Origin of the sequence: Xanthobacter cornucopiae (genome assembly GCF_043195065.2) — a bacterium.
Taxonomy (GTDB): Bacteria; Pseudomonadota; Alphaproteobacteria; order Rhizobiales; family Xanthobacteraceae; genus Xanthobacter.
Genome location: NZ_CM195531.1, coordinates 879,510 through 904,224, shown reverse-complemented (window position 1 = coordinate 904,224; position 24,715 = coordinate 879,510). Strand labels below are relative to the sequence as shown.

27 protein-coding genes and 1 pseudogene are annotated in these 24,715 nt (G+C 61.7%); 4 read left to right on the top strand and 24 right to left on the bottom strand.

Annotated features, from left to right (window positions below; genetic code table 11):
* From trbK-alt to V5F53_RS03865, 21 genes and pseudogenes are all read right to left on the bottom strand, one after another.
* Positions 1–288 carry a putative entry exclusion protein TrbK-alt gene (trbK-alt, locus tag V5F53_RS03965; protein WP_020818570.1) on the bottom strand — a complete coding sequence of 96 codons (288 nt, stop codon included), beginning with the start codon at positions 286–288 and terminating at the stop codon, positions 1–3.
* Between the two features lie 20 nt (positions 289–308).
* Positions 309–1,091 carry a P-type conjugative transfer protein TrbJ gene (trbJ, locus tag V5F53_RS03960; protein WP_020818569.1) on the bottom strand — a complete coding sequence of 261 codons (783 nt, stop codon included), beginning with the start codon at positions 1,089–1,091 and terminating at the stop codon, positions 309–311.
* Positions 1,088–3,595, bottom strand: a complete 2,508-nt coding sequence (gene trbE / locus V5F53_RS03955; RefSeq protein WP_393998186.1) for a conjugal transfer protein TrbE — start codon at positions 3,593–3,595, stop codon at positions 1,088–1,090. The genes trbJ and trbE overlap by 4 nt, the downstream gene beginning before the upstream one ends.
* A 10-nt stretch (positions 3,596–3,605) precedes the next feature.
* Complete coding sequence (locus V5F53_RS03950) at positions 3,606–3,887, bottom strand: VirB3 family type IV secretion system protein (protein ID WP_393998187.1); 282 nt, start codon at positions 3,885–3,887, stop codon at positions 3,606–3,608.
* Positions 3,887–4,219, bottom strand: a complete 333-nt coding sequence (locus tag V5F53_RS03945; protein ID WP_299941387.1) for a TrbC/VirB2 family type IV secretion system protein — start codon at positions 4,217–4,219, stop codon at positions 3,887–3,889. The genes V5F53_RS03950 and V5F53_RS03945 overlap by 1 nt, the downstream gene beginning before the upstream one ends.
* On the bottom strand, positions 4,216–5,208 hold the full coding sequence (gene trbB / locus V5F53_RS03940; protein WP_393998188.1) for a P-type conjugative transfer ATPase TrbB: 993 nt from the start codon (positions 5,206–5,208) through the stop codon (positions 4,216–4,218). The genes V5F53_RS03945 and trbB overlap by 4 nt, the downstream gene beginning before the upstream one ends.
* Positions 5,209–5,354: 146 nt before the next feature.
* Positions 5,355–5,816, bottom strand: a complete 462-nt coding sequence (locus V5F53_RS03935; protein WP_393998189.1) for a ribbon-helix-helix domain-containing protein — start codon at positions 5,814–5,816, stop codon at positions 5,355–5,357.
* Between the two features lie 10 nt (positions 5,817–5,826).
* Entirely contained in the window at positions 5,827–7,815 is a 1,989-nt protein-coding gene (locus V5F53_RS03930) for a conjugal transfer protein TraG (RefSeq protein WP_393998190.1), read from the bottom strand.
* A gap of 169 nt (positions 7,816–7,984) precedes the next feature.
* On the bottom strand, positions 7,985–9,490 hold the full coding sequence (locus V5F53_RS03925; RefSeq protein WP_509213006.1) for a DUF3363 domain-containing protein: 1,506 nt from the start codon (positions 9,488–9,490) through the stop codon (positions 7,985–7,987).
* Between the two features lie 880 nt (positions 9,491–10,370).
* Positions 10,371–11,081, bottom strand: a complete 711-nt coding sequence (locus V5F53_RS03920; protein ID WP_035746332.1) for a lytic transglycosylase domain-containing protein — start codon at positions 11,079–11,081, stop codon at positions 10,371–10,373.
* Positions 11,082–11,085: 4 nt separating this feature from the next.
* Positions 11,086–11,421, bottom strand: coding sequence for a DUF736 domain-containing protein (locus V5F53_RS03915; protein ID WP_009450545.1), 336 nt, complete (start codon positions 11,419–11,421; stop codon positions 11,086–11,088).
* A 35-nt stretch (positions 11,422–11,456) separates the two neighbouring features.
* Entirely contained in the window at positions 11,457–12,002 is a 546-nt protein-coding gene (locus tag V5F53_RS03910; RefSeq protein WP_393998192.1) for a S26 family signal peptidase, read from the bottom strand.
* The gene (locus V5F53_RS03905) at positions 11,999–12,517 is read right to left on the bottom strand and encodes a DUF2840 domain-containing protein (RefSeq protein ID WP_009450547.1); all 519 of its coding nucleotides are present in this window, start codon (positions 12,515–12,517) and stop codon (positions 11,999–12,001) included. The genes V5F53_RS03910 and V5F53_RS03905 overlap by 4 nt, the downstream gene beginning before the upstream one ends.
* Complete coding sequence (locus V5F53_RS03900; RefSeq protein WP_009450548.1) at positions 12,514–12,768, bottom strand: hypothetical protein; 255 nt, start codon at positions 12,766–12,768, stop codon at positions 12,514–12,516. The genes V5F53_RS03905 and V5F53_RS03900 overlap by 4 nt, the downstream gene beginning before the upstream one ends.
* Positions 12,765–13,418: a ParA family partition ATPase gene (parA, locus tag V5F53_RS03895; RefSeq protein ID WP_035746336.1), complete on the bottom strand. Its 654-nt coding sequence runs from the start codon at positions 13,416–13,418 to the stop codon at positions 12,765–12,767. The genes V5F53_RS03900 and parA overlap by 4 nt, the downstream gene beginning before the upstream one ends.
* Positions 13,415–14,537 (bottom strand): annotated as a pseudogene (locus V5F53_RS03890) (replication initiator protein A). Before V5F53_RS03890 ends, parA begins: the two are co-directional and overlap by 4 nt.
* A gap of 19 nt (positions 14,538–14,556) precedes the next feature.
* Positions 14,557–14,838 carry a helix-turn-helix transcriptional regulator gene (locus tag V5F53_RS03885; RefSeq protein ID WP_035746363.1) on the bottom strand — a complete coding sequence of 94 codons (282 nt, stop codon included), beginning with the start codon at positions 14,836–14,838 and terminating at the stop codon, positions 14,557–14,559.
* A 136-nt stretch (positions 14,839–14,974) separates the two neighbouring features.
* Complete coding sequence (locus V5F53_RS03880) at positions 14,975–15,478, bottom strand: DUF2285 domain-containing protein (protein ID WP_393998193.1); 504 nt, start codon at positions 15,476–15,478, stop codon at positions 14,975–14,977.
* Complete coding sequence (locus V5F53_RS03875; RefSeq protein WP_235917020.1) at positions 15,408–15,740, bottom strand: transcriptional regulator domain-containing protein; 333 nt, start codon at positions 15,738–15,740, stop codon at positions 15,408–15,410. Before V5F53_RS03875 ends, V5F53_RS03880 begins: the two co-directional genes overlap by 71 nt.
* A gap of 128 nt (positions 15,741–15,868) precedes the next feature.
* Entirely contained in the window at positions 15,869–16,144 is a 276-nt protein-coding gene (locus tag V5F53_RS03870; protein WP_151616565.1) for a DNA -binding domain-containing protein, read from the bottom strand.
* Between the two features lie 60 nt (positions 16,145–16,204).
* The gene (locus tag V5F53_RS03865) at positions 16,205–16,471 is read right to left on the bottom strand and encodes a helix-turn-helix domain-containing protein (protein WP_151616564.1); all 267 of its coding nucleotides are present in this window, start codon (positions 16,469–16,471) and stop codon (positions 16,205–16,207) included.
* Positions 16,472–16,790: 319 nt separating this feature from the next.
* On the opposite strand from V5F53_RS03865, the gene V5F53_RS03860 reads away from it, so the two are divergent.
* Together V5F53_RS03860 and V5F53_RS03855 are read left to right on the top strand one after the other, a co-directional pair.
* Positions 16,791–17,111 (top strand): helix-turn-helix domain-containing protein, encoded by a 321-nt coding sequence (locus V5F53_RS03860; protein ID WP_272790989.1) that lies wholly within the window; start codon positions 16,791–16,793, stop codon positions 17,109–17,111.
* Positions 17,089–18,330 carry a type II toxin-antitoxin system HipA family toxin gene (locus V5F53_RS03855; RefSeq protein ID WP_393998194.1) on the top strand — a complete coding sequence of 414 codons (1,242 nt, stop codon included), beginning with the start codon at positions 17,089–17,091 and terminating at the stop codon, positions 18,328–18,330. The genes V5F53_RS03860 and V5F53_RS03855 overlap by 23 nt, the downstream gene beginning before the upstream one ends.
* A 94-nt stretch (positions 18,331–18,424) precedes the next feature.
* Here V5F53_RS03855 and V5F53_RS03850 read toward each other — a convergent pair whose 3' ends face one another.
* Entirely contained in the window at positions 18,425–18,751 is a 327-nt protein-coding gene (locus V5F53_RS03850; protein WP_393998195.1) for a DUF736 domain-containing protein, read from the bottom strand.
* Between the two features lie 912 nt (positions 18,752–19,663).
* On the opposite strand from V5F53_RS03850, the gene V5F53_RS03845 reads away from it, so the two are divergent.
* Positions 19,664–21,325, top strand: a complete 1,662-nt coding sequence (locus tag V5F53_RS03845; protein WP_393998196.1) for an RNA-directed DNA polymerase — start codon at positions 19,664–19,666, stop codon at positions 21,323–21,325.
* Positions 21,318–22,904, top strand: a complete 1,587-nt coding sequence (locus V5F53_RS03840; RefSeq protein WP_393998197.1) for a DNA polymerase — start codon at positions 21,318–21,320, stop codon at positions 22,902–22,904. Before V5F53_RS03845 ends, V5F53_RS03840 begins: the two co-directional genes overlap by 8 nt.
* Before the next feature lie 232 nt (positions 22,905–23,136).
* On the opposite strand, the gene V5F53_RS03835 is transcribed toward V5F53_RS03840, so the two are convergent.
* Complete coding sequence (locus V5F53_RS03835) at positions 23,137–23,577, bottom strand: hypothetical protein (RefSeq protein WP_393998198.1); 441 nt, start codon at positions 23,575–23,577, stop codon at positions 23,137–23,139.
* A 150-nt stretch (positions 23,578–23,727) separates the two neighbouring features.
* Positions 23,728–24,654 carry a DUF2493 domain-containing protein gene (locus V5F53_RS03830; RefSeq protein WP_393998199.1) on the bottom strand — a complete coding sequence of 309 codons (927 nt, stop codon included), beginning with the start codon at positions 24,652–24,654 and terminating at the stop codon, positions 23,728–23,730.
* Between the last annotated feature and the right edge of the window lie 61 nt (positions 24,655–24,715).

Here is a 24,715-nt window from a genome sequence, read left to right as displayed (position 1 = left end):
TCACTGACCCCCGTTCTGATGCGGGGCGGCGGGCACCGGCGTCCGACCGAGAAACCGGTCGCGGTTCTCGGCCCAGGTGGCGAGGCAGCCGGGATCGTTCACGGCGGCCTCGCCTAACTGCTGGCAGTGGCGCAGGCTCTGGCGCAGTGGATCGGCAGGCGCCTGAAGCGCCGGGGCCGTACGGGGCTGCGCTGGTTCGTCCTCGCGTGTCATTTCGATCACCGTCGCGGTGATGGCGATGGCCACAAATATGATCGCGCCAAGCCGGGCCAGCGTCTTGCCGTCCATGTCGCGCCCCTCCTGTCCGGTCAGTTGCTGCCGTTGCCGAACATCCGGGCATTGCCGGGCTGATAGCCCGATCCCGGTGTCAGGAAACGCTCGCGTTGGATGCGGCCCTGTTCGGCGGCGGTGGCGCGCTCGGCTTCGATCAGAGCTTCGGAGCGACCATTGGCGGACATCAGCGCGATCAGGTCGGAAAGCTGCTGCGACTGGAGCGCGAGAAGCTGATTGCCCGCTTGTGTCGCCTGCAACGCGCCGGTCGCGTTCTGGCTCTGCCCGACAAGAGCGGACATTTCAGCGCGATTGGTGTCGATATTGCCGACGACACCGGCCTGCACGCGCATGGCGTCCTGCAAGCCGCCGACCGTATTCTGCCAACGGGACCGTGCATCGGCGACGAGCTGGGCGTCGGTCGCGGATAGCGAAACCTTGCCGTATTTCTGTTGGAACATCTGATCGACGTTCTGCACGTCGAAGGCAATGTTCTGCGCCTGGGCCAGAAGCTGCTGCGTGCGCTGGACATTCTGCTGCAAAGTCTGGAGCGAGGAATATGGCAGACTGGCAAGATTCTTCGCCTGATTGATGAGCATCTGCGCTTCATTCTGAAGCGAGGTGATCTGGTGGTTGATCTGCTCCAGCGTGCGGGCGGCGGTCAGAAGGTTCTGCGCATAGTTGGTCGGATCATAGACGATGCGGCCGAAGCCAAAAGCGTGAGCGGGGCTCGTCAGCATGGGCGACAGTGCAACAGGCATGGCGAGCGTCAGCGCCAGCACGGATGCACTGACATATCGGGAAACGGGGATACGGATCATGGCAGGGTCTCCTTTTCTTGGCTGTCATCTGGATGGATTTGATCTGGCGAGACCGGCCGAGCAGGCTCTGCCCGTTCGACAAGATTGGTGAGGTTCGGGATCAGATCGACGGCCCATTCGACGCCGCGATCGCGCAGCCAGGCGGCGAGAAAACCGTCCTGCCCATGCTCGGCGACGAGTTCGGCGATACGGGTCTGATCGGATTTGGATGATGCGGCGCAGAGCGCGAGGCCGACCTCGCTGAGGCCAAGCTCGAACAGGCGATTGCCGCGCCGCGATTGGCAGTAGTAGTCCCGCTTGGGCGTGGCCCGCGCCAGGATTTCGATTTGCCGGTCATTGAGGCCGAAGCGGCGGTAGATTGCCGTGATCTGCGGCTCGATGGCGCGTTCGTTCGGCAGAAGCAGCCGTGTCGGGCAGCTTTCGATGATCGCAGGCGCGATATTGCTGCCGTCGATGTCCGAGAGCGACTGCGTAGCGAAGATGACGGAGGCGTTTTTCTTGCGGAGCGTTTTCAGCCACTCGCGGAGCTGATTGGCGAAGCCCTCGTCATCCAGCGCCAGCCAACCTTCGTCGATGATAAGCAGGGTTGGCCGACCGTCGAGCCGGTCGCCGATCCGATGAAACAGATAGGCCAGCACGGCAGGTGCAGCGCCTGTGCCCACCAGTCCTTCGATCTCGAAGGCTTGTACATCGGCGTGGCCGAGATGTTCCGCCTCGGCATCGAGCAACCGGCCATAGGCGCCACCGATGCAATAGGGTCGCAGCGCCTGTTTCAGGTCATTGGATTGCAGCAGGACCGCAAGGCCGGTAATGGTGCGCTCGCTGACGGGGGCGGATGCCAGCGAGGTCAGCGCCGTCCAGATATGCTCCTTCACCTCCGGCGTGATGGTCATGCCCTCACGCATCAGGATTGCAGCGATCCAGTCAGCGGCCCATGACCGCTCATAAGCGTCATCAATTCGCGCGAGCGGTTGCAGGGAGACGGAAACCTCCGATCCCTCGGTCAAACCACCGCCGAGGTCATGCCAGTCGCCGCCCATGGCGAGCGCGGATGCCCGGATCGATCCCCCGAAATCGAAGGCGAAGATCTGACTGCGATCATAGCGGCGAAATTGCAACGCCATCAGCGCCAGCAGCACGGACTTGCCCGCGCCGGTCGGGCCGACGACGAGGGTATGGCCCACGTCGCCGACATGAAGGGAAAGCCGGAACGGAGTCGAACCTTCGGTCTTGCCGTACAGCAAGGGGGGCGCTCCGAGATGTTCGTTCCGTTCCGGCCCGGCCCACACGGCCGATAGAGGGATCATGTGGGCGAGGTTGAGCGTCGAGATCGGCGGCTGCCGGACATTGGCGTAGGCATGTCCGGGGATCGAGCCTAGCCAGGCATCGACGGCATTGACAGTTTCCGGCAGGGCCGTGAAGTCACGGCCCTGAATGATCTTCTCGACCAGACGCAGCTTCTCGTCGGCGATACGGGGGTCGGCGTCCCAGACGGTGACGGTTGCTGTGACATAGGCCATGCCGGCAACGTCAGCGCCCAGTTCCTGCAAGGCCATGTCGGCATCGAGCGCCTTGTTGGACGCATCGGTGTCCACCAGCGCCGATTGCTCGTTGGTCATGACCTCCTTGAGGATCGCAGCGATGGATTTTCGCTTGGCGAACCATTGACGGCGGATTTTGGTAAGGAGCTTCGTCGCATCCGTCTTGTCCATCAGGATGGCGCGGGTTGACCAACGATACGGGAACGCGAGTCGGTTCATCTCGTCGAGCAGGCCAGGCGTGGTCGCGGTCGGGAAGCCGATTATGGTCAGGACGCGCAGATGCGCGTCACCAAGGCGCGGCTCCAGCCCGCCGGTCAGCGATTGGTCGGCGAGCAGCGCATCGAGGTGCATGGGCACTTCGGGCACGCGCACGCGATGCCGGTTCGTGGAAATCGACGAATGGAGGTATGTCAGCGTGCCAGCATCATCCAGCCAGCGGCATTCCGGCATGAAGCCGTCAAGCAGCGCCAGCACGCGGTCGGTGCGGTCAATGAAGCCGCGCATCAATTCCCATGGATTGACGCCGGATTGTTCGCGTCCCTCGTAAAGCCATGTTTCTGCGCGGGCGGCATCTTCGGCAGGCGGCAGCCAGAGGAAAGTTAGGAAATAGCCCGACACGAAATGTGTGCCCGCTTCCTCGAACCCGGCTTTGCGCTCAGCATCGACCAGTGCGGAAGCCGCATCTGGAAACTTGCTATCGGGATAGGTCGCAGCCTCGGAGCGTTGTGCCTCGACGAAGATCGACCAGCCCGAACCCAGACGGCGGACGGCGTTGTTGATCCGACCGGCGACCGCGACAAGTTCGGCGGCGACAGCAGAATCCAGATCCGGCCCACGAAACTTTGCCGTCCTCTGGAAGCTGCCATCCTTGTTCAGAACAATGCCGGGGCCGACCAGGGCTGCCCATGGCAGATAGTCGGAAAGCCGAGCGGAGGTGCGGCGATATTCGGTGAGGTTCATCATGGCCGCGCCCTCACACTGACAGATGACCGGGTATGCGCAGGTGCCTGCGGCCCACCTCGACAAAAAGCGGATCGCGTTTGGCAGCCCATACCGCGAGGAAATGACCGACTGCCCAGATCGCAAGGCCAACCAGCCAGAGACGAAGGCCGAGGCCGATGGCCCCGGCCAGCGTTCCGTTGACGATGGCGATGGAGCGCGGTGCGCCGCCGAGCAGGATATGCTCGGTCAGCGCCCGGTGAACCGGGATGGAGAAGCCCGGCACCGCGTCGAGCTGTTCGAGGCCACCCGCCATCAGATGAGCGCCCCGCCGCCGAACGAGAAGAACGACAGGAAGAAGCTCGACGCGGCGAAGGCGATCGACAGACCGAAGACGATCTGGATCAGGCGGCGGAAGCCGCCGGAGGTATCGCCGAAAGCCAACGCCAGGCCTGTGGCGATGATGACAATCACGGCAATGATCTTGGCGACAGGCCCCTCGATTGACTGGAGGATCGACTGAAGCGGCGCCTCCCAGGGCATGGAGGAGCCGGAAGCGTGTGCGGCAGGCGCCAGCATCAGGCTGATGGAAACAGTGGCGGCGGCGGTTGCCATGATACGGCAGCCGCATGAAATCGTGCGGATCATGAAGGGTTTCCTTTCGGGGTGGTTGCCAAAGTAATGGGATGCGTGATGGCGTAGTCGCCGTCCGGTCCCAGCCCATCGACGCGGGCGAGTTCGACCAGGCGGCGGGACGATCCACGTCCGGCAAGAACGGCGACAAGGTCGATGGTCTCGGCGATCAGGGCGCGCGGGACGGTGATGACGGCTTCCTGGATGAGCTGCTCGAGGCGTCGCAGCGCGCCAATGCCGGAACCGGCATGGATGGTGCCGATCCCGCCCGGATGGCCGGTGCCCCAGGCTTTAAGGAGGTCGAGAGCTTCGGACCCGCGCACCTCGCCGACCGGGATGCGATCCGGGCGCAGGCGCAGCGAGGAGCGCACCAGATCGGAGAGCGTCGCCACGCCATCCTTGGTGCGCATGGCGACGAGATTAGGCGCGGCGCATTGCAGTTCGCGCGTGTCTTCAATGATCACGACGCGATCCGAAGTCTTGGCGACTTCTGCCAGCAGCGCGTTGGTCAGCGTGGTCTTGCCAGTGGAGGTGCCGCCCGCGACGAGGATATTGGCCCGCGTGGCGACGTTCAGGCGCAACACCTCGGCCTGAGGGCTGGTCATGATCCCGGCGTTTACATAGTCGTCGAGCGTGAACACCGCGACGGCGGGCTTGCGGATGGCAAAGGTCGGCGCCGTGACAACAGGCGGCAGCAACCCTTCGAAGCGCTCTCCGGTCTCAGGCAGTTCGGCCGATACACGCGGACTTCGGGTATGAACTTCGACGCCAACATGATGGGCGACCAACCGGACGATCCGCTCGCCATCAGCCGCAGACAGCCTCTCCCCCGTATTGGCCAGACCTTCGGAGAGCCGATCCACCCAGATGCGGCCATCGGGGTTCAGCATCACCTCGACGACAGCCGGATCTTCCAGAAACCGGGCAATCGATGCCCCGAGTGCGGTGCGCAGCATCCGCGCACCACGCGCAATCGTCTCGGGTTTCTGATGTGATGCGGTCATGGCGGCCCCGTTCATGGCGGGACGCGCAAAAGACGGACCCCGGATTGGGGTCGATTAAAAGAACCTGATTTAGGGCCGTTTCAACAGATGTTTGTGCGCATGCGGGCATCGGCGGCTGACGGCGGCAAATCGGATGGATCGAACGTTCAGGGCTGGTTTCCATCGGCTTCAGCCTGGCGTTGCGCCGAATGATCGTGGGGCGTATCCACATCCCGTGATAGTTCTTTCAGGAACCTGTCGCCAGTTGCAAGACGCTTGCCCAGCGTCTGCATGAAGCCTTCGAAGCGCTCGTTGCCCTTGATGCGTGCCGACTGTTTCGCGCTGTCTGACAGCGGCGGCGTCATGGTGAGCCAGAATTGTACGAACAGCGAAAGCGTCTCGCCGAGGATGGCGACATCTTCGTCCAGCATGTCGAACTGGCGGCCAAGCTTGTCCAGGCGTCGCGACATTGCGGCTTCCAGCCGTTCGGTCGTGTCACCGGACAGGAAGGATGCGACCGCCGCCTCGATCACTGCGGATTTGGAAACATTGCGGCGCAGCGCCAGGCCTTCGACCTGCTTGAGCAGTTCCGGATCGAAATAGACGTTCATGCGGGTGCGGTTTGTCATTGGTTGCCCCTCAAAGCTCAATGCCGTCATCGGGATTCATGGACGCCTGCCGGGCGATCATCCGCATCCGCTGACGCATGGCGCGGGCCTTGGCGGCATCGACGTCGGGCTCATCATCGAGAAAATCGAACTCCTGCGATGGCGGCGGAGGTGGCGGGATGATTTCCTCATGCTCGGGCAGTTCCGGTTCACGCCGGATACCGGCATTGGCCGGATCGCCGTCGGATATATCTGAGGCGGGTCCATTGCCGCTCGCAGCCGCGACAATGCGGCTCGTCCAGTCGTCTGGCGCCGATGTGGTGACTGTCGCCGGCTGCTTGCGCAAATCGGGCGGTGACATCACTCGCTCCTGAAACCGCGCATCAGCATAGTAGCGTGCCTTGGCAGCGCGGATCGGCGGGACCCCCGCCACCATGACGATCTCGTCGGTGGGTGGAAGCTGCATGATTTCGCCGGGCGTCAGGAGTGGCCGCGCCGTTTCCTGCCGCGAAACCATAAGGTGCCCCAGCCATGGTGCGAGGCGATGGCCGGCATAGTTGGTGGAATCGCGCATTTCCGTGGCCGTGCCGAGAGCATCGCTGATCCGCTTGGCAGTGCGTTCGTCATTGGCCGCGAAGGCCACGCGCACATGGCAGTTGTCGAGAATGGCATTGTTTTGCCCATAGGCGCGCTCGATCTGGTTGAGCGATTGGGCGATCAGGAAGGCTTTGAGACCGTAGCCGGCCATGAAAGCCAATGCCGATTCAAAGAAGTCCAACCGCCCGAGCGCGGGGAACTCGTCCAGCATCAACAGCAGGCGATGGCGCTTGCCGGAGGTTTCCAGTTCCTCGGTCAGCCGTCGCCCGACCTGATTGAGGATGAGGCGGATCAGCGGTTTTGTGCGATTGATGTCCGATGGCGGTACGACGAGGTAGAGGCTGACGGGTTCTTTTGCTCCGACCAGATCAGCAATGCGCCAGTCGCAGCGGGCCGTCACGCGGGCCACAACCGGATCTCGGTAAAGGCCGAGAAAGGACATCGCCGTGGACAGCACGCCGGAGCGTTCGTTCTCGGATTTGTTCAACAGCTCGCGTGCCGACGAAGCGATGACGGGATGCACACCGGCTTCGCCCAGATGCGGCGTGTCCATCATCGCGCGTAAGGTCGCCTCGACCGGACGGCGTGGATCGGACAGGAAATTGGCGACACCAGCGAGTGTCTTTTCCTTCTCGGCATAGAGAACATGCAGGATCGCGCCGACGAGCAGACTGTGCGAGGTCTTTTCCCAATGGTTGCGTTTGTCGAGACTGCCTTCGGGATCAACGAGAATGTCCGCGATGTTCTGCACATCACGGACTTCCCATTCACCCTGCCGCACTTCCAGAAGCGGATTATAGGCTGCGGAATGTACATTGGTCGGATCGAACAGCAGGACGCGGCCATGACGGGAGCGGAAGCCTGCGGTCAGGTTCCAGTTCTCGCCCTTGATGTCATGGACAATGCAGCTTCCCGGCCAGGTCAGCAGCGTCGGTACGACGAGGCCCACGCCTTTGCCGGATCGCGTTGGTGCAAAGCACAGAACATGCTCGGGGCCGTCATGACGCAGATAATCCTTGCTGTGCCTGCCAAGGACCACGCCATCGGGACCGAGCAGTCCGGCAGCATGGATTTCCTTGTCCTCGGCCCATCGCGCCGAACCGTAGGTGGCGACGTTGCGCGCCTCGCGCGCCCGGATGATCGACATGAAAAAAGCGGCGGCGATAGCGAGCACCGCCCCGGACGTGGCGATGAACGCGCCCTCGGTGAAAATACCGGGCGCATAGGCGTCATAGGAAAACCACCACCAGAAGAAGGCCGGTGGATAATAGAACGGCCATCCCGCAACGTCGAACCAGGGATTGCCGAGCTGGGGCTGGAAGCCGAGCCGGAAGGCCACCCATTGCGTTGCAGCCCACACCATCACCACGACGATGGTGAACACGACAATGATCTGGCCCCAGAGTATTCGGCCTCCACGCATACAGGCTCCAATCGGCAAGAGAGACGGAGCCGATCAGAGAATAGCCGTTTGCGCGAGTGACAATAGCAAAGGCCGTGCCGGAGGGCCGTCGGATACCATCGGCGGCAAATCGGACAGGCCCCTTCACATGTCGATTTCGACAGAACAAGTAGGTGCCAGTTGGGAAGGCTCAGATCCCGAGCCCCCGCGTCCGTCCCATTTGCCATGACACCGATCCGCCTTGCACGATGCCGGCGACCTCGCGCCCGAGCTGCCGGTCGATCACTGGTCGCCATGGGACAAGGGTGAACTCGTGGCTCTTTTCGACAATGGCGAACTTGCCGCTCGATAGATATGCAGTCCCGGTGAACTTGCCACTGACAGTTTCTCCATCGGCAGCCGCACGGAACGGCAATCCTATGGTCCCGGCCATCTCCGCACCGACGCGTGCCACTTCTCGTTCTCGCAGATTGGCGAGCAGGTTGCGCCGATAGAGGATGCGTCCATTCTGCTGCCGCGTGGCATCGCCCTGTGCGATATGATGGTCGCGGCGCTGGTCCATAGCCTCGCGCACCTGCTGACCGAACCCTGCCGGGGTAAGATCCGAAGCGTCGGGAGTAACCAGCCGCCGATCCAGCCAGGTCGCGCCATCGGCGCCGATCTGCTTTTCCAGATCGAAGGTCGAGACCACACGGATGCTGGCCTGCCGGTTGCGACCGGCATCATAGGCGGTGGCGCGGCTCTCGAAGTCATCGGGAATGCGCCACTGGTCCGCATCGATCCGTTCAGCAATGCCAGCACGGCGCAATGCCTCCAGTCGCCGGACATGGGCATCGACATAGCCCTCGTAATCACCGCCAGGCACACGTCCCTCGAACTTCGCCTGTTCGAGGTGGCGGCTGGGCCGGTAGATGCCGTTCTCCGAGATCGCAGCGATGGTGCGATCAGACGGACGTTGTGCTGTATCAGCGGGGCCGACTTCCACGATGCTGCCGATCCGGGCGTCCTCGACGCGGGCCGGATCAATGCCAGGAAGATGGTGTGTTCGCCCGTCGATGCCATCCACCACGAGCGTCAGGTTCTCGCCAATCTCGTCGGTGAGATATTTGTCCACGACGCGGCCGGTGATGGGAGCCGCGGGAGCCGCATCGTGAAGCTGGAAGGTCATTGGATCACGTTCCTGCCCATCGGCCTTCAGCGCCTTGTGCATGTTGCGGATGACGTCACCGCGCTCACCCAGTTCACGCAGCGCCGGTTCCATCTTCGCGCCAAGCTCCCAGACGCCGGGTGCGTGTTCGGTGGCCAGCCCCATCTTTTCCAGCTTGGCGAGACGGCGCAGGCGAAGCGTCCGGTTGAACTGGCGGCGTGCATCTGTTGGTTCATGGCGCAGATCGAGGAACCTTTCATCGGCCTCCTCGGTCATGGCGCGGTCGATGCGCGTGAAGCGATCCTGATCGATTTCGGCAGACAGCTTGCGGCTCTGTTCGATCTCGGTCACGGGGCCGAGTTCCAGCGTGGTCAGTTCGCTCGCCCGCTCACGAATACCATTGGCGAGATAATCGCCATTGATGACCAGGTTCTCGCCCAGATCGTCCTTCCCCCGAATAATGACATGGACATGGGGATGGCCGGTATTGTGGTGATTGACAGCCACCCAATCGAGTTTCGTGCCAAGGTCGGCCTCGATGCGGCTCATCAGTTCGCGGGTGTGCTCGGTGAGATCGGAAAGATCGGCGGCATCTTCGGGCGAAACGATAAAGCGGAATTGGTGGCGATCATCCTTGCCGCGATCAAGGAAGGCATCTCCGTCGGCGCGGTCCTCGTTCGCCGAATAAAGCTGGCCACGTTCGCCATCGCGCGAGGTGCCGTCGCGCTGGATGTAGCGCAGATGGGCAGCCCCTTTGCCATTCTTTCCCGCGCCTTGGACATAACGGGTTTTGACGACGACGCGGCGCGCTCCGGCCGTACTGTGACGCCAACCGCCCGACAGGGTTCGGGCGCGGATAAAGGCCGCACCACGACCACGCTTGACGCCCGGACCTTTGCCAGCCTGCGACGCCTTCCCGCTCTTTCCAGCAGAACCAGATGAAGACGACGAGGATGTCCGTGATGCGAATGAAGATGATCTGCCGGGGCTGTTGCTATGCTGACGCGCCAGCTTCTTCGCCTGCGTCAGAAAGCTCTTCGCCTTGCCCGCCTTCGGCACGTCCGACCTGATGCGGCCAGGCTTCGGGCGAAAGCGGTTCTCGTCGTCGGCGCTCATGAGCGCATCCCATGCCGTGTAGGCACGCAAACGACATATATTCGGCTATAGTGCCGGTCAAAACCCAGCGAAGCCAAGGCTTTGCGCCAAATCGCGGCACGCGAAACCCAAAAGCATGGTGCCGTGCGCCGCGTCCCAAAACAGTGTGCAGACAAGGGCTTGCCCAGAAACCGCCCCGACAGGGTGCCGGTTTCCTTTATCTTGCCCTCCGCCTTTCCTTCCCTTTTTGCCCTTCCTGCCGGGAATGCTGCCAGGCGCCCCCAAGCCTGACTGCACACCGCAAATGGACCGAACGAGCGCGAAAACGCCATGCTCATGGCTTGTCGCCATCGCCCGCAAGGGCCACGAATATGCCGCTGTCCTGCGGTTCCTGAACGGCGGGATCGCGCAGAGAAACGGTTGCCTGGATGTCGCCCGACGGCTGATTGGCCGCCGCTGAAATGCCGCCGGATTGCGCAACGAAGAGCGGGGCTTCGCGCCAATCCGGTGGTGGTGGCGGCACGATTGTCGGCACATCGGGCGCAGTCGCATGCCCAAGAAGCGGCGCGAGCGTGGCGACATAGGCGCGCGTTTCTGCGGGCAAAACGCGGCCCGTCGCCAGATGCTCGTCATAGCGACCGGGACCGGCATTGTAGGCGGCAAGCATGGCCGCAACATTGCCGTAGCGGTTCCACATCTCGCGCAGATACGCCGTGCCTGCGAGGATGTTATCGCGCGGATCGTAAGGGTCGCGCCCGAGACCATGGCGGCGGCGCAGGCCCGCCCAGGTATCGGGCATGACCTGCATCAGTCCCATCGCGCCCGCCGATGAAATTGCGCGCACATCGCCCGCGCTTTCCACGCGCAGCACGGCTCGAATCCAGTGCTCTGGAATGCCGAAACGCTGTGACGCCTCGGCAATGAACGCAGCATGGGGATGCGCGGTGACAGGCGCAGGTTGCAGCGTGACCTGCGCCATGGCCGGCATCGAGCCGCTGCCAGCCGACAGCAGGGCCGTGAAGAGAAGAAAGGTGCGGGATCGCATGATCTCAGTCGCGATCTTCGCGGGGCCGCGGGCGGCTCCAGTGCAGCGACCATGACGAGCCTGCATCGTCGTCGCGGAACAGGTTGGCGCGGATCGGGTGCGGTAAGGCCGGATCGTCGAGCAGCACCGAGAGATATTCGCCAGCCTTTTCGCCGGTGCGTTTCCATGCAGCACCGACCTCGGGACCGTCATGCTCAATGTAATGGACGCGATAGTCCGGCGCATTCTCCGCATCGGAATGTTCAGCGGGCACGATGACGAGATCGCGCTTCATGGTGAGCGTGACGAGCTGACCGGCGAAGCCGGATGCGTCACGCGCAAATTGACCGATCTGTGGCATGGTATGTCTCCTGTGTTGGTGGGTTTGGCGTGGGTTCAATGCGTGACCGCCCGCCATTCGTAGCGGCCATCGCCTTCCTCATCGGTCCAGAGCGGAAGCGCCCGGCCGATGACGGAACTGGCGGGAACAGGTCCGAAGTAACGGCCGTCGAGGCTGTCCCGGATTTCCCAATTCATGAGGAAGAGTTCGCCGTCGCGGATGATGCGGCAGCCCTGCCAGACCGGCAGATCGCGTCCCATCCGGTCGCGCTCCAGTGCATCGCCCATCTCGACGTTATCGACGGTGATCGTCGCACTGCTGCGGCAGACGCGCTGTCCCGGCAAGCCGAGGACGCGTTTCAGCAGCGGCACGTCCCGCCCGATATAGCCGCGCTCGACCATGAACCGCTCCAGCGGTTCGGGCGGCGCGATGACGACGAGTTCAGGAACTTCGACCACATCGGCAGGAACAACTGTGTAGAAGCCGATGGGCGCGCTGGCGGTCGCATTCCAGATCAGCCTGGTTGGCGGATCGGCAACGGCCGTGGCGACAAGCGTACCGACGGCCAACATGGACACGGCGAGGATATGAGGGCGGCTCATGGTGCGATCCTCCGGCGGCTGACCCATGCGGCATGGCGTTCCGGCGTGTAGGGGTTGGGGTCCTGACCGGCGATCATGCGGTTGTGGACGTGCCGCCAATGGTCCGGCGCAGCATCCGCAGGATCGACGCCAAGCGCGTCCACGGCGTCGATGGCGGCCAGCGCTTGCTGCACCTTTGGCCAGCCATCAATACGCAGCAGGATCTCGCCGCCGGGGCGAACGAAGGGCACGGTCTGGAACGGCTCGCCACGCCCGACAGCGCGCAGGATGTCGAGCCGCGAAACGATGGTGCCGTAGTCGTTGGAGGCCCAGCGGACGAAGGCGAAGATGCTTTCGGGTGCGAAGCCGACGAGACTGCGGCGGCGGTCGATGATCTGCTCAAAGCTCTTGTGGCCGAAGCGTATCCAGTGCTCAACCTTCCGCTTCTGGAAGGCCAGTTCGACAAGTGTGGTGAAGGGCGCTGGACCGTCCGCCAGCGGATGTTCATGCGCACCACGCCCGGTTTTGCCGGTCATGGCCGGTCTCCTTCGGTGGGTGGAAACTCGCGGCCCAGCAGCTCGCGCAGCATCACGGCGACGGTGACGCCGCGCCGGAAAGCGGCCACCTTGATGCGCCCGCGCAGTTCGGGTGTGATGTCGATGGTCAGGCGGGCGGTAAACGCCTCGGCAGCCATCTTTCCGGTTGCCGGCGCATCGGCGGCCCTGACCCAGCTATCGGGATTACCCGGACGCGATGCGAAGCCGGATTTGGCGGGTGGACGTGTCATCGCACAATCCTCCCGATCCCGAGGCTATCGATCTCGGCCACCAGCGCTGTGACCTCCTGTGCAGCCCGTTCGCCGCCATCGGTCTCTGAGACCAGTCGCCCAGTTTGTGCGGCTTCAGCAAAGGCGACGCGCTGGCCGATGGTCGTGGCCAGCAACGGCGGATCTTGGTCCGCCAGTGTCTCAGCCGTTTCGCGGGCGATGACGGTGCGCGCAGCGCATCGGTTCAGCAGAAAACGGGCGGCCAGTTCAGGACGATAGATGCGTGCTTCGTTCAGAAGCGCCAGCATCTCGGCGGAGGCCCAGCCGTCGAAAGGAGATGGCTGCACCGGGACCAGCACCAGATCGGCTGCAAGCAGCGCTGAGCGCATCAGACCAGCGACACGGGGCGGACCATCGATGACGACATGGTCGGCGTCACGCGCCAGCTCCGGCGCTTCCCGGTGCAGCGTATCGCGGGCCAGGCCGATGACACTGAACAGCCTTGGCAGCCCTTCATGGCCACGCCGCTGCGACCAGTCGAGTGCGGAGCCTTGCGGATCGGCGTCGATCAGGATGACGCGTTTGCCTTCCGCAGCCCACGCACCGGCGAGATGCAGCGCCAACGTGGTTTTTCCGACACCGCCTTTCTGATTGAGGAGAGCGACGATCATCGCTGTCCTCCCGGCTTGCCAAGAGGAAGTTCAGGCGTGCTTGTTGACGCGGGCGATCCTTGCTTTGGGGGTGTCAGCTTGCCTTTATGGGCACCCGATCTGAGGGCCGCACCAGCCTTCGCGATGAGCTTTTCCACATCGCGCCGCCGCTCTTCAAAGTTAGATTCTGTGTTAGACTCTAAGTTAAGGGCGCGATTTTCGCTTTTGTTACCGAAGGATAGGAGGTGTTTGGGTTCCTGATGGCACGATAGTCCGGGTTCCCGATAGCACGAGACTATCCACAGGTTTTCCACAGGCCGGGACAGGCTCGAAAGCGAGCAGCATCCGGCCGCCGGTTTCGACCTCGGCGAACAGGGTGTAGCCGGGCAGTGGCTGGCGGCGGATAATGTCGCGCAGCTCGAAGGCGAAGCGCTTGAACGGCGACAGACTGCCCGATTTCTGGTGCAGGTGACGGAAGTCGAACCGCCAACCGTTTTTCTGTCGCCCACCATGCTTGCGCACCAGGCGATAGAGCCAGCGATCCAACCCGCCGGTCAGATTGAAATAGGCCCGGTCGATGGTGAGGATCAGGGCGTCATCCAGAACCGCACTGTAGAACCAGTCGGGCACGATCATCTCGATGCCGTCCGGACGGCCATTGGCATCGGTCCGCTCGTGCCATTCGTTGATCCACGAAAAGCGATGTCGCCGTCCATTCGCGCGCTGGCGGATCGAGGTTGCAACCGTGGTCGATTGCAGCCGGTCCAGCGCCGCCTTTAGGCGCTGATAGTCCCTCAGGGAGGTTCCGCGCCCTGTGAATGTCAGGATTTCATAGGGCGTTGCCGCCATCAGGCGCGACGTGCGCAGACCGGCGTCCCGCGCTTCCACGATCTGGCTGGCCGCCCAGATCAGTATATCGGCGTCCCAGATCGTCGCCATACCGTGATCGGGAACAGCTTCGACACGGATCGAGACGTTGCCCAAGGCAAAGTCAATCGGGCGGATACGGTGCGATTTGGAAAGGGAAAAGAAAGGATAGGCCATGAGATCCTGCGCGTCTCGTGGTGCGAATTCCCCGGGAAGCGCCCGAAACAGATCGAGTTGCCCGCGTTCCGAGGCGGATGGGTGCTGCGCTGCCATCAGGGGCTGACCGCCGTGTTCAGCGCGTGATGCGCTTGGGCGAGGTGAATGCGGTCGGCGGCATAGGTTTCGCCGGGAGAACTTGTCCGCGTGGGTCCGACGTGGAGGTAACCGATCCGCGCGCAACCCAGGCTGCGAGATCCTCGACCGAATAGACAACGCGGCCGCCGAGCTTGTGATAGGCAGGTCCCGTTCCGTAGGTTCTGTGCTTTTCCAGCGTGCGCGCGGACAGACTGAGGAAATCGGCGGCTTCCTTGGTGCGCAGATAGCGTGGCGGCAAGGCGGCGAGATCAGGTCGCATGGGGTGGCCTCCGTGGTTGTGCAGGATGCCGCTGACGATCAACGGCATGACATGCGCACGGTGGCGAAGGCGCGGCGGCATGGGGGATGAGGAAGATCGAAGGGGTAGAATCCTCACCCTCGATCAGACGTCAGTGTCAGGGTTTGCGACGATGGCGCAAAAGGTCCTGATAACCGCCGTCGATCAGCGCGGCGGCAGATCGGACAAGGGCGATGACGGAGGCGCGCAAAGCCGATGTCTTCCACGGTTCGGCCCGGACGCGCGCCTCTCCGTAGATGGCGATGGCAATCTCACGATAGGTCGCGTGGTTGGCGTTTCCGTCGGCGGCTTGCATCATCAGGCGGAACCGCCGGCGCTGATACGGCGTCATCCTGGGGTCGCGGCGTGCGGGTTTCCCGACCAGCATGTGCCAGAGCCTGAGTATGGCTTCGAGCCGATCCGGCAAATTTTCGTCAAGTGGCAGGATGATCGCCGGCTGCGAATTGGCATCGGTGTCGGCGAGGATCAGATATTGAACGCCGTCTCTGGCGTCAAAGACACCATATGTCCCCTCTGGTCCGCAGATGGCATCAGCAAGATCGACCGATAAGGCGGACGGAGAAGGCGGAAGAAAATCGGGCGCTGCCCCGAACAGCAGCATGTCCGGATTGGCAACAGGCGACCAGATGACCGGTTGGCCGAGAGCGGAAAAGCCGGGGTCTGCCGGGAAATCGCAACCCCCAGCGATGTTGGACGTCATCCGCAAAGGGAAGATGCCCGGTGCCTTGCGCTACAAGATCTTCGAAACTGGCTTGATAGGTGGCGTTACGGCGCAGGCATTCCCAGGCGACGCCCTCAACGGGTAACGCGTCGTAGAATTCATACTGGTCCTGGTCTCGCCAGCGGGATGTATCCGGCTTCATTGCTCCGCTCCTGGTTGAAACTGCACAGGTGGAGCGTGAAAGAATTGCGGCGCCTCTACCAAGATGGAAGCCGGAACGAAGACATGAGGTGATGCCCTCGGGGCATCACTGGTGCGACGGCGCCGAGGTCAGGTCCGATCTGTCGGACGACGCAGCAGCTGACGATAGCCGCTCTGTGTCATCCAGCGCGCCCGTGCCAGATGGCTGTCATGAACCTTCCGGGCGCGCACTGGTTCCAGGGCGGGGTCGAGACCGAACAGAATCTTGACGGCTTCGGTCCATTCCGCACCATCGGCGTGAGCATCAAGCAAACGCATGTAGAGCTTGACATGCGCGCGATCATATTCGGTCAGCTCGTTGCCGACAGGCGCGATGTCGTCAAAGGGGATGACTGCGGATGTCATGTCGAGAGCCGCCGCAGGGCGCGGTCCGCAGCGGCGGATTGATGATGCCGCCGGTGCCGATCAGGCGCCATGGATCTGGCGATATTTCTTCTCGTCTTGGTCATGAACCAGCAACACTCCTTGCCCGCGATCCGTGGACAGGAGAACAATCCCTGCTGCTTCAAGCGCCCGGCGCACCTGATCCCGCGTTGTCTCATACACCTCGAGCCGGTTCTCGGACTCGAGGCGCTTCAGGGCAGTCAGCGATATTCGGGCCTTGTCAGCGAGCGTCTCCTGCGTCCAACCCAGCAACGCGCGTGCGGCCCGCGACTGTCGAGCGGTGATCATGCATGATCACCTCCCATCGCGACCGGCGCGCATTCCAGAACTACGGCTATTTTAGTCGCCCTCGCCCGATACGCCACATGAAATCGTTGAATCTGCGCAGGGCGTTATTTGCACGGCTGAGCATTCAGGCAGTCTGAGTCGCCTGTATGCCGCATATTCAGCGCCTGCACGGTCTTGAGGTACGGCAGACCTAGAATGATCCTTAAACGCATCATACGGAATTCCAACGATGCGTTTGGAGATCAATACTGTTGCATCTTGCGCAAAATATGATACCTATTCAGATCAATGCGGCAAAAATGATCCGTAGAGGCATCACATGAAGGCGGAAGCAGAAACACTAGGGCTGATCGGCGACCATTTTCGCCGCGCCCGGCTGGCAGCGGGGCTGACCCAGGAGCAGGTAGCCGATCTTGCGGGCATTTCGCGCCCGCGCTACCGCGACATCGAGACGGGAGCAGCGGCTGCGCGCACCACGACATTGATCAACATTGCCAGGGCGCTTGGGCTGGAAATGATGCTGGTTCCGCAGGCGATGGTGCCCGCCATCGAAGCGCTTTTGCGCCCCGATGCCGAGGACGATCATCCGGCCTTCAGCCCGCAACCGGAGAGCGACGATGACAGCCGCCCGTACCGCTGAGACCATCACCGCGCTGGACGTGTTCCTGAACAGTGCGAAGGTTGGCACGATCGTCAGAACGCCGGGTGATTTCAACGCCTTCAGCCTTGATCCGGCCTATCGCGCGGCCGGCGGTATTCCGGTTCTGAGCCTGTCCCTGCGCGCGGCATCAGGGGGCTTGCGCAAGGATCCGCGACCTGTCGCAGGCAGCCTGCCGCCCTTCTTTGCCAACCTGCTACCCGAAGACCGGCTGCGCGAGGCGATGGAAAAGCACCATGCGGGCAATGTGCGGCCGGGGAATGATTTCGATCTCCTGGCAGCTCTAGGCGCGGATCTGCCGGGTGCCGTTCGGGTGCTGCCCAGTGACGGTCAACCGGGCATCGGGGCGGCCCCATCCCAAGGGCGGCCAAAAGCCCGCTTCTCGCTGGCGGGCGTGCAGATGAAGCTCTCGGTGATGCAGAACACCGGCAAGGGTGGCGGACTGACCTTGCCGCTCGGGGATGACGAGGGCCAGTATATTGCAAAATTCCCCTCGACCGCCTTTCCGGGCGTGTCGGAAAACGAGTTTGCGAACCTCGCGCTTTCCGAAGCAATCGGCATGGACGTGCCCGAGCGGGAACTGGTCAGCCGAGACCAGTTCGAGGGGATACCCGAAGAGTTCGAAACACTTGCCGAGGGGCTGGTTCTGCTCGTGCGGCGTTTTGATCGCGGGACAGACGGGCAGCGCATCCATATCGAGGATTTCGCGCAGGTTTTCGGCCTGTACCCGGCGCGCAAATATGATGGCGCCGCCTCCCACGATATCGCCTCTGTGCTGAATGTTGCGATCTCGCCGTTCGCCGCGCTGGAGTTTGTCCGGCGGCTGACCTTCTCGGTGGTCATGGGCAATGGCGACATGCACCTCAAGAACTGGTCGCTGATCTATCCGGGCGACGGCGACACGCCCGCGCTTGCACCGATCTACGACATGCTTTCGACCGTGCCCTATATTCCGGCAGATGGGCTGGCGCTGTCTCTGGGCGGGGAGCGGGCCTTCAAGGGCCTGGCCCCGGCCCGCTGGAAGACGTTTGCCAATCGGGCAAGGCTTCCCGAGCCAGCCGTGCTCAAGGCCGTTGTCGAGACGGTGAAACGCATCGATGCAAAATGGTGGACCCTGCCGGAACGCGAAGTGGTCCCCCCGCTCGTGCTGGAACGGATCGACGCCCATGTGAAAACCATGATCCCGATCCTGACCGGCTGAGCAGTTCCAGCCCGGACAGGTCACCGGGCCTGGCGACTTTCCCGCAGGCATGAGAAAGGCCCCGACCTTGCGGTCGGAGCCTTTGTTCCGCGCCTCAGTCGCCGCGGCGACCGTTGGGGCGGGACCAGATGAGGGAGAAGGTTTCGCCGTCTTCTTCGTCGAAAAGGTTGGCGTAGATCGGAGCGTTGAAGCTCGGATCGTCCAGCTTGAGGCCCAGATAGTCGCGGCCCTCGTTGGAGCGCTTGGACCAGGCGGCGCCGATTTCGGCGCGACCGACCAGAACGCGGTGGCTGGGGGCGTTCTCGCCGGTGGCGCGCAGGTCGGGGATGATGCGCACGCCCTTGGCCTGGACGCTGAGGGTGACGATGTCGCCGGTGAATTCGTTCGAGCCGATCTTCTTGAAGGTGCCGATGGTTGCCATTTTAAGTCTCCGTTTTCCGTTTCCGAGCCCGCACCATTGCGGCCTCGATGGCGATCGACCGGCCGGAGACGACCGCTGGCGCACCCCAAAGGGGCTGGACAGCACAGGAGGAACTTTCTTGTTCCGCGCGGAATGGCGGCTTTGCCGACAGGGGAAGAAAGTTGTGACGACGCTGTTGCGCTAAAGCGGTCGAAGCGCATCGCGCTGTTCTTCGGCCAGATCAGGCCATTGAAGAGGCCGTTTGGAGCGGTTGAGACACGGGGGCTGAACGGAGACGTGGCAATCTTGAGGCCATCATGATGACCAGACGGGTAATACCGGCCTTTTTGTCACCCCGCCATCTCAGGTCATGCGCATCTTTCTTCCCGGCCTGTTCTATCGGCACTGCTCCCAACCGAGTTCTGGTCAGACCACAAACGCTCGCGCTGACCGTTCCGCGCTCCTATGGGCCTCGTCTGCGCCTCACGCTGCTCCGATGCGTGCCCGGTGTCTACCACCATTTTCCTGACGAAGATGGAAGATGATCCGCACCCGCGTCTGGTCGCCATCAACGGATCATTGAGGTTCCGGTGGGTGCAAAGCGGTCGTTCGCCTAGTCGTGTGCTGCCATGCCCGCAACGCGCAGGTAAGCCGTCACGCTACGAGAAGGGCAATGACTGCTCTGTGGGACAAAGCCGCCGTCAGGCGCCGCGACGTCGAATGGCCGGGTGCGGCAGAAGACACCTGCTACCTTCGGCGGCAACGTGAAGGTAGCCTCAATTTTTTGTAAGGAACGGCGAGAACCTTGGCTTTTGCTGAGCAGTCGATAACACTGCATCAGACGGATGCAGCACTTGGGGCCGAATCCACTAAAAACGGGGCACATATAACAGAGTGAATAATCATAGTAAAGCTAACGAAAAGATTGACTACGTGCTTGATCCGGCATTCTGGCTGAACGGACAAGCGCTCGGCTTTCCAGTCAAGTTCGATCTGGTACTGAAGCACCTCCGTCAGGACATGCGTGACGATTGGTATTTTGACTGCCTTCAGTATGACGATCTTTTCAAAGATCCAGCTGAGGCGAAGCGGATCATCATCTCGCTTTTGCAGGAATGGAACGGCGAGTACCGGGGTACGCGTAGCGTTGTTCGCAATATTCCAAAGAAAGGATATGGAGAACGCTATGGTTTGGAAACCGACTTTTTCGATCGCTTCGTCTATCAGGCCATCTGTAGTTTTCTGATCCCGTATTACGATCCACTCCTTGGCCATCGCGTCCTGAGCTATCGGTTCGATCCCGCTCCTCTTAATGCTAAGTATCTGTTTAAGAACAAAATCGACCGCTGGTTCACGTTCGAAGGTGTAACGCTGACCTTCCGTAAATCGGGACGCCATCTGCTGGTCACCGATCTGAGCAATTTCTTCGAGAACATCTCGCGCGTGCAGATCATCAAAGCGCTCGAGCAGGCAGTCCCCCACCTCGCGGCAACCGGACCGGAGAAGCTGCAGATCCGCAACGCGATAGCCACTCTCGACCGGCTACTCACGCAATGGACGTTCAGCCGCGACCACGGGCTGCCGCAGAACCGTGACGCATCGGCTTTCCTGTCCAATATCCTGCTGTCATTCGTGGACATGGCAATGACGAGGAAGGGCTACGATTACTATCGCTATGTCGATGACATCCGCGTCATCGCCGATTCCCAGTTGCACGCGCAGCGCGCCCTCCAGGACCTTATCCGGCAGTTGCGGACGGTCGGCCTCAATATCAACGCCAACAAGACCGAGATACTTGCGCCCGACGTGTCGAGTGAGAAAGTCGCGGAGTACTTCCCGTCACAGGACAGTTCCACCATCGCGATCAACCAGATGTGGCAGTCCCGCAGCCGTCGAATCGTGACCAGGTCGGTAACGTACATCTTCGAGATTCTGAGCCGGTGCATTGCAGATGGTGATTCGCAGACGCGGACCTTCCGCTTCGCCGTGAACCGGGTGGCGAAGATCGTGGAGTCCGGCCTCTTCGACGTAGGCGACGCGTTGTCGGTCAACCTTCTCGACACACTGTCGCGCTCGCTCTCCGAGCACGCCGTTACGACTGATCAGTACTGTCGGTTGATCGCCACGCTCGATCGTGATGGGCGCTGCTTACCGGCCCTGGAGGCGTTCTTGCTCGCAGAGGACGGGGCGATCCACGACTGGCAGAATTATAACATCTGGATGCTGCTCGCTATGCGGCGGCACCGGTCCGACGATCTCGTCGCACTCGCGGATCGCAAGCTGCGGGAGGACATGAAGTCGGGCGAGTCAGCAGCTATACTGATCTGGCTCCGTTGCGTAGATGAGAAGGCACTGATCGAGAAGTGCATGCAGGAGTTCGCGACGTTACCCTACCAGAACGCTCGCTACCTCCTCATTGCCTCGTCAGTCCTGAACGAAGAGGCGCGCCGTCCGCTGTATGGCAATGTCCCCGTCTGCCTAAAGGGGACGGGGCCTAGGGCCGAGCGGTACTGCAACGAAGATGGCCTCCCGTTCGCCGTAAGGGAAAGCACGGATCTCCTGAACCTCGTCGACGAGGTTAGCGGCTATGATTGACCTGACCGCTAGGCTGCTACTCTTTGTAAAGGACTTCACCGGGAGGGGAGCGGACGCCTTCTACTGGTTCCATGATGGTCAGATCCAGGAGACCGATGCTGCCAGTGTCGTCACATTTCCAGGCTCCGTTGTGTGCCATGACTTCTGGATGATCCGCGATGCACTGTTTGATAGGACGGGTACGCTACCAGGTACGATCATCGACGTCGACGAGCTTCGCATCTCAGTCAGCGGAATTCCAGAGGAACGGCTCTCCCGGGAGAAGCGCGACGTCACAACGCATCTGGGGCAGTACGGGGCCGAACAAGAGGTCTGTGACACTTACCAAAAGATGTTCAACAAGGGCGTCCCGTTCGACGAGGCGGTCGCAGTCAAGGCGGCAACGGCGATAGCGGCAATGTATCTCGACCTCTGCGAGAAGGCGTCCGTCGACGACGAGTTTGAGCGCTTCTTCTCAGTCGAGGTACCCGCCTACCGGCTGCTCCAGCTTGCTATGTCTGCCGGCATCTCAATTGACACGGCAGGGCTTTCGAACAAACGGGCTCAGGCGGAGCACGACTATTTCCTGCAACTGAAGGATTATTCCGCGAAACACGACATGCCGCTCGAAACGCCGAGCAGGCGTGCCATTGAAGCCAAGCTGGTCAAGGAGGGCTTTGAGCTGGACGAGGTTTCGGTCGAGTACCTCCTTGAGTTCGTGCCGCACGAGCGCGACTTCGGCGGTGACACCATGGCACTTCTCGCCTTGGACACGACACGCAAAGTTCTCGGCTCCCTTACGTTGTCGACAGACTGCACGCGACCGGTGGTTGACGTATTCGGTTCGCGCACATCCCGTGTACAACTTCGTAGTCCCAGCCTCCAGAACATCCCGAAAAGATATCGGTCAATCATCACCGCTCGTGGTGACGCCCAACTCGGCTACGTCGACTTCGACCAGTTCGAGGTCGGAATCATGGCAGCCCTGTCAGGGGATGAGGAGCTTAAGCGGCTCTATTCGGATGGTGACATGTACGCTCTCTTCGCGACTACGCACTTGGGTCTTGTCGGAAATCGTAAGGCCGCCAAGCAGTTGTTTCTGTCTTATGCTTACGGAATGAGCCGCAAGGCGCTTGTGGACGCCGCCGTATCCCTCGGCGTTGACAGGCAGAAGGCAAAGGGGGCGTTCCGACTTTTCCAACGCTACGAAGAATGGAAAAAGGAAGTGTGGAGCGAATTTCAGAGTTCCGGCCGGGTAGCCACTATCCTAGGCAACCATTACCGGCGAGCCAACGGAGGCCAACTAACAGGTAAAGAGCAGCGTTCAGCCGTCAGCCAAGTCGTCCAGGGAACTGCATCGTTGATATTCAAGCGGACGCTGCTGGCAGTTGCCTCCATTCAAGACGCTAGGGTCGTTTTGCCAATGCACGATGCTCTGCTGTTCGAGCACAAGCTCGTTGAAACACCGGGTAAGGTCGTCGAGGCTTTCGAAAGGGTTATGACTGAAGTGCTCGGTGGACGGGTAACCGGCAAGGCGTCAATTAGTGACTTTGCTGAACGTGAGCAAAGCTCGGCCGCTCCAAAGGAGAACGAAGTATGACGGGTTCAGATCACAGAGGTGCGCCAATATTTCGACGCTGAGTTAGGTACGTCGTTGGTAAAATATGGACTCGAAGTTGGTGGGCCATTTTACTCTTGGCTGAAGGCGGCTCATGGATCGGACGCGTCGTCAGTGTCGCTGCCGCAAAATGGCGTATAACTGGTCGTGAACAGAGATACAAAGCAAGCATCCGAACGGTAGCTTTGGGCTCAAAGTAACTATGCGCAGCCTTTCAGGCGCGCGAAAACCCTCCGGCGGAGGCATCGGTCGCCGCCGTGCCCGCGACGCACAGGAAAGCCGTCACGCCCACTGCGACCGCACCGATGACCGAGAAGATGAGTTGCCATGTCTCAGACGGCATCATGTGCTTGACGATACCGAGGGTGGCGTAGAACCCGGCTATGCCCGCGGGTGCAACAAAGGCTAGGGCGATTAGCAATCGCGCCCAGATCGGGCGGATCAGCACGAGCAAGCCCTGACCGACAACCAGTGTCAGGCCGGCGGCGACGAGTCCAACGAATATCGCGCCAAGCCAACCAGAACCCGTGCCATAAGCCCAGGTGCCAGCATTCAGGCCGATGAAGAACGGCAGCGCAAAGACGGCAAGGTTGAACATCAGCCAGCACATGGTGCCGATGGCTGCGATGGAAACAAGAATTCCGAGAACGATCATGGTGGTGTCTCCGTGCAAGGGATTGAACGGTCGCGCCCTCCACCACCACCATGGGCAAAAGAGAATCTAGCATGAACATGGACAGCTGCGCGAGCCGGAATGATCGGTGGCTTCGACCATCCGGCGCGCGGTGATGTGGATAGGCAGCGCTCATGCGCTGCCTATCCCAAAGCGATAGACCGGGATGCCCATCTTGCGGGCCTTGTCGGCCAGGTTGTCCTGAATACCCGTGCCGGGGAAGATGATGACCCCGATCGGCATGATGGAGAGCATCTGGTCATTGCGCTTGAACGGTGCTGCCTTGGCATGTTTTGCCCAGTCAGGTTTGAAGGCGACCTGTGCGACCTTGCGGTTATTGGCCCAGGTGGCCGCGATGCGTTCCGCGCCCTTGGGTGATCCGCCGTGCATCAGCACCATGTCCGGGTGCTTGGCGTGAACCTGATCGAGCTTGGCCCAGATCGTCCGGTGATCGGTGGCGTCTCCGCCCGAAAAGGCGATCTTCGGTCCGGCGGGCAGCAGCACCTCGTTGTCGGCCCGGCGTTTGGCGGCGATGAAGTCGCGGCTGTCGATCATGGCCGAGGTCATCTGGCGATGGTTGACCCGTGAGCCGGAGCGTTGCGACCAGGGCGTACCGGTGGTGCGCAAATAGATGTCGGCGGCGGTCTCGCGGAAGGTTTCCATGCTGTCGCGGCGCTCGATCAGGCTTTGCCCCGCGCCGATCAGTGTCTCGAGCTGGACGGATTTGACCTCGCTGCCGTCCTGTTCGCGCTGAAGGCGCTTCTGTGCCTGCTCGTTATCGTCGAGTTTCGTTTCGATCCGCTCGACAGCGCGGTGGAAGGTGTTGACGGTGGACCAGAGGATCTCGTCGAGGTCAAAATCGAGGCTGGTGTCGGCCATGGTGGAAATCAGGGCATCGAAGATGTCGGAGACTGCGCCCTGGATGACGTGATTTTCGGGTGTGATCCGGGGATCGGCTTCGTCTTCGGAGGGGCGATAGCCGTAGAGTTCGAGTTCTTCGATGGCATGGCCGGTCGGGGACGTGCTGTGATCGGGTTCGAAATCGTCGTGCGCGTACATGGGATGCTTCCGTCAGTTGGACCGCGACCGTCGCGGCCTTCATGGCGACGAAAGCTCACGG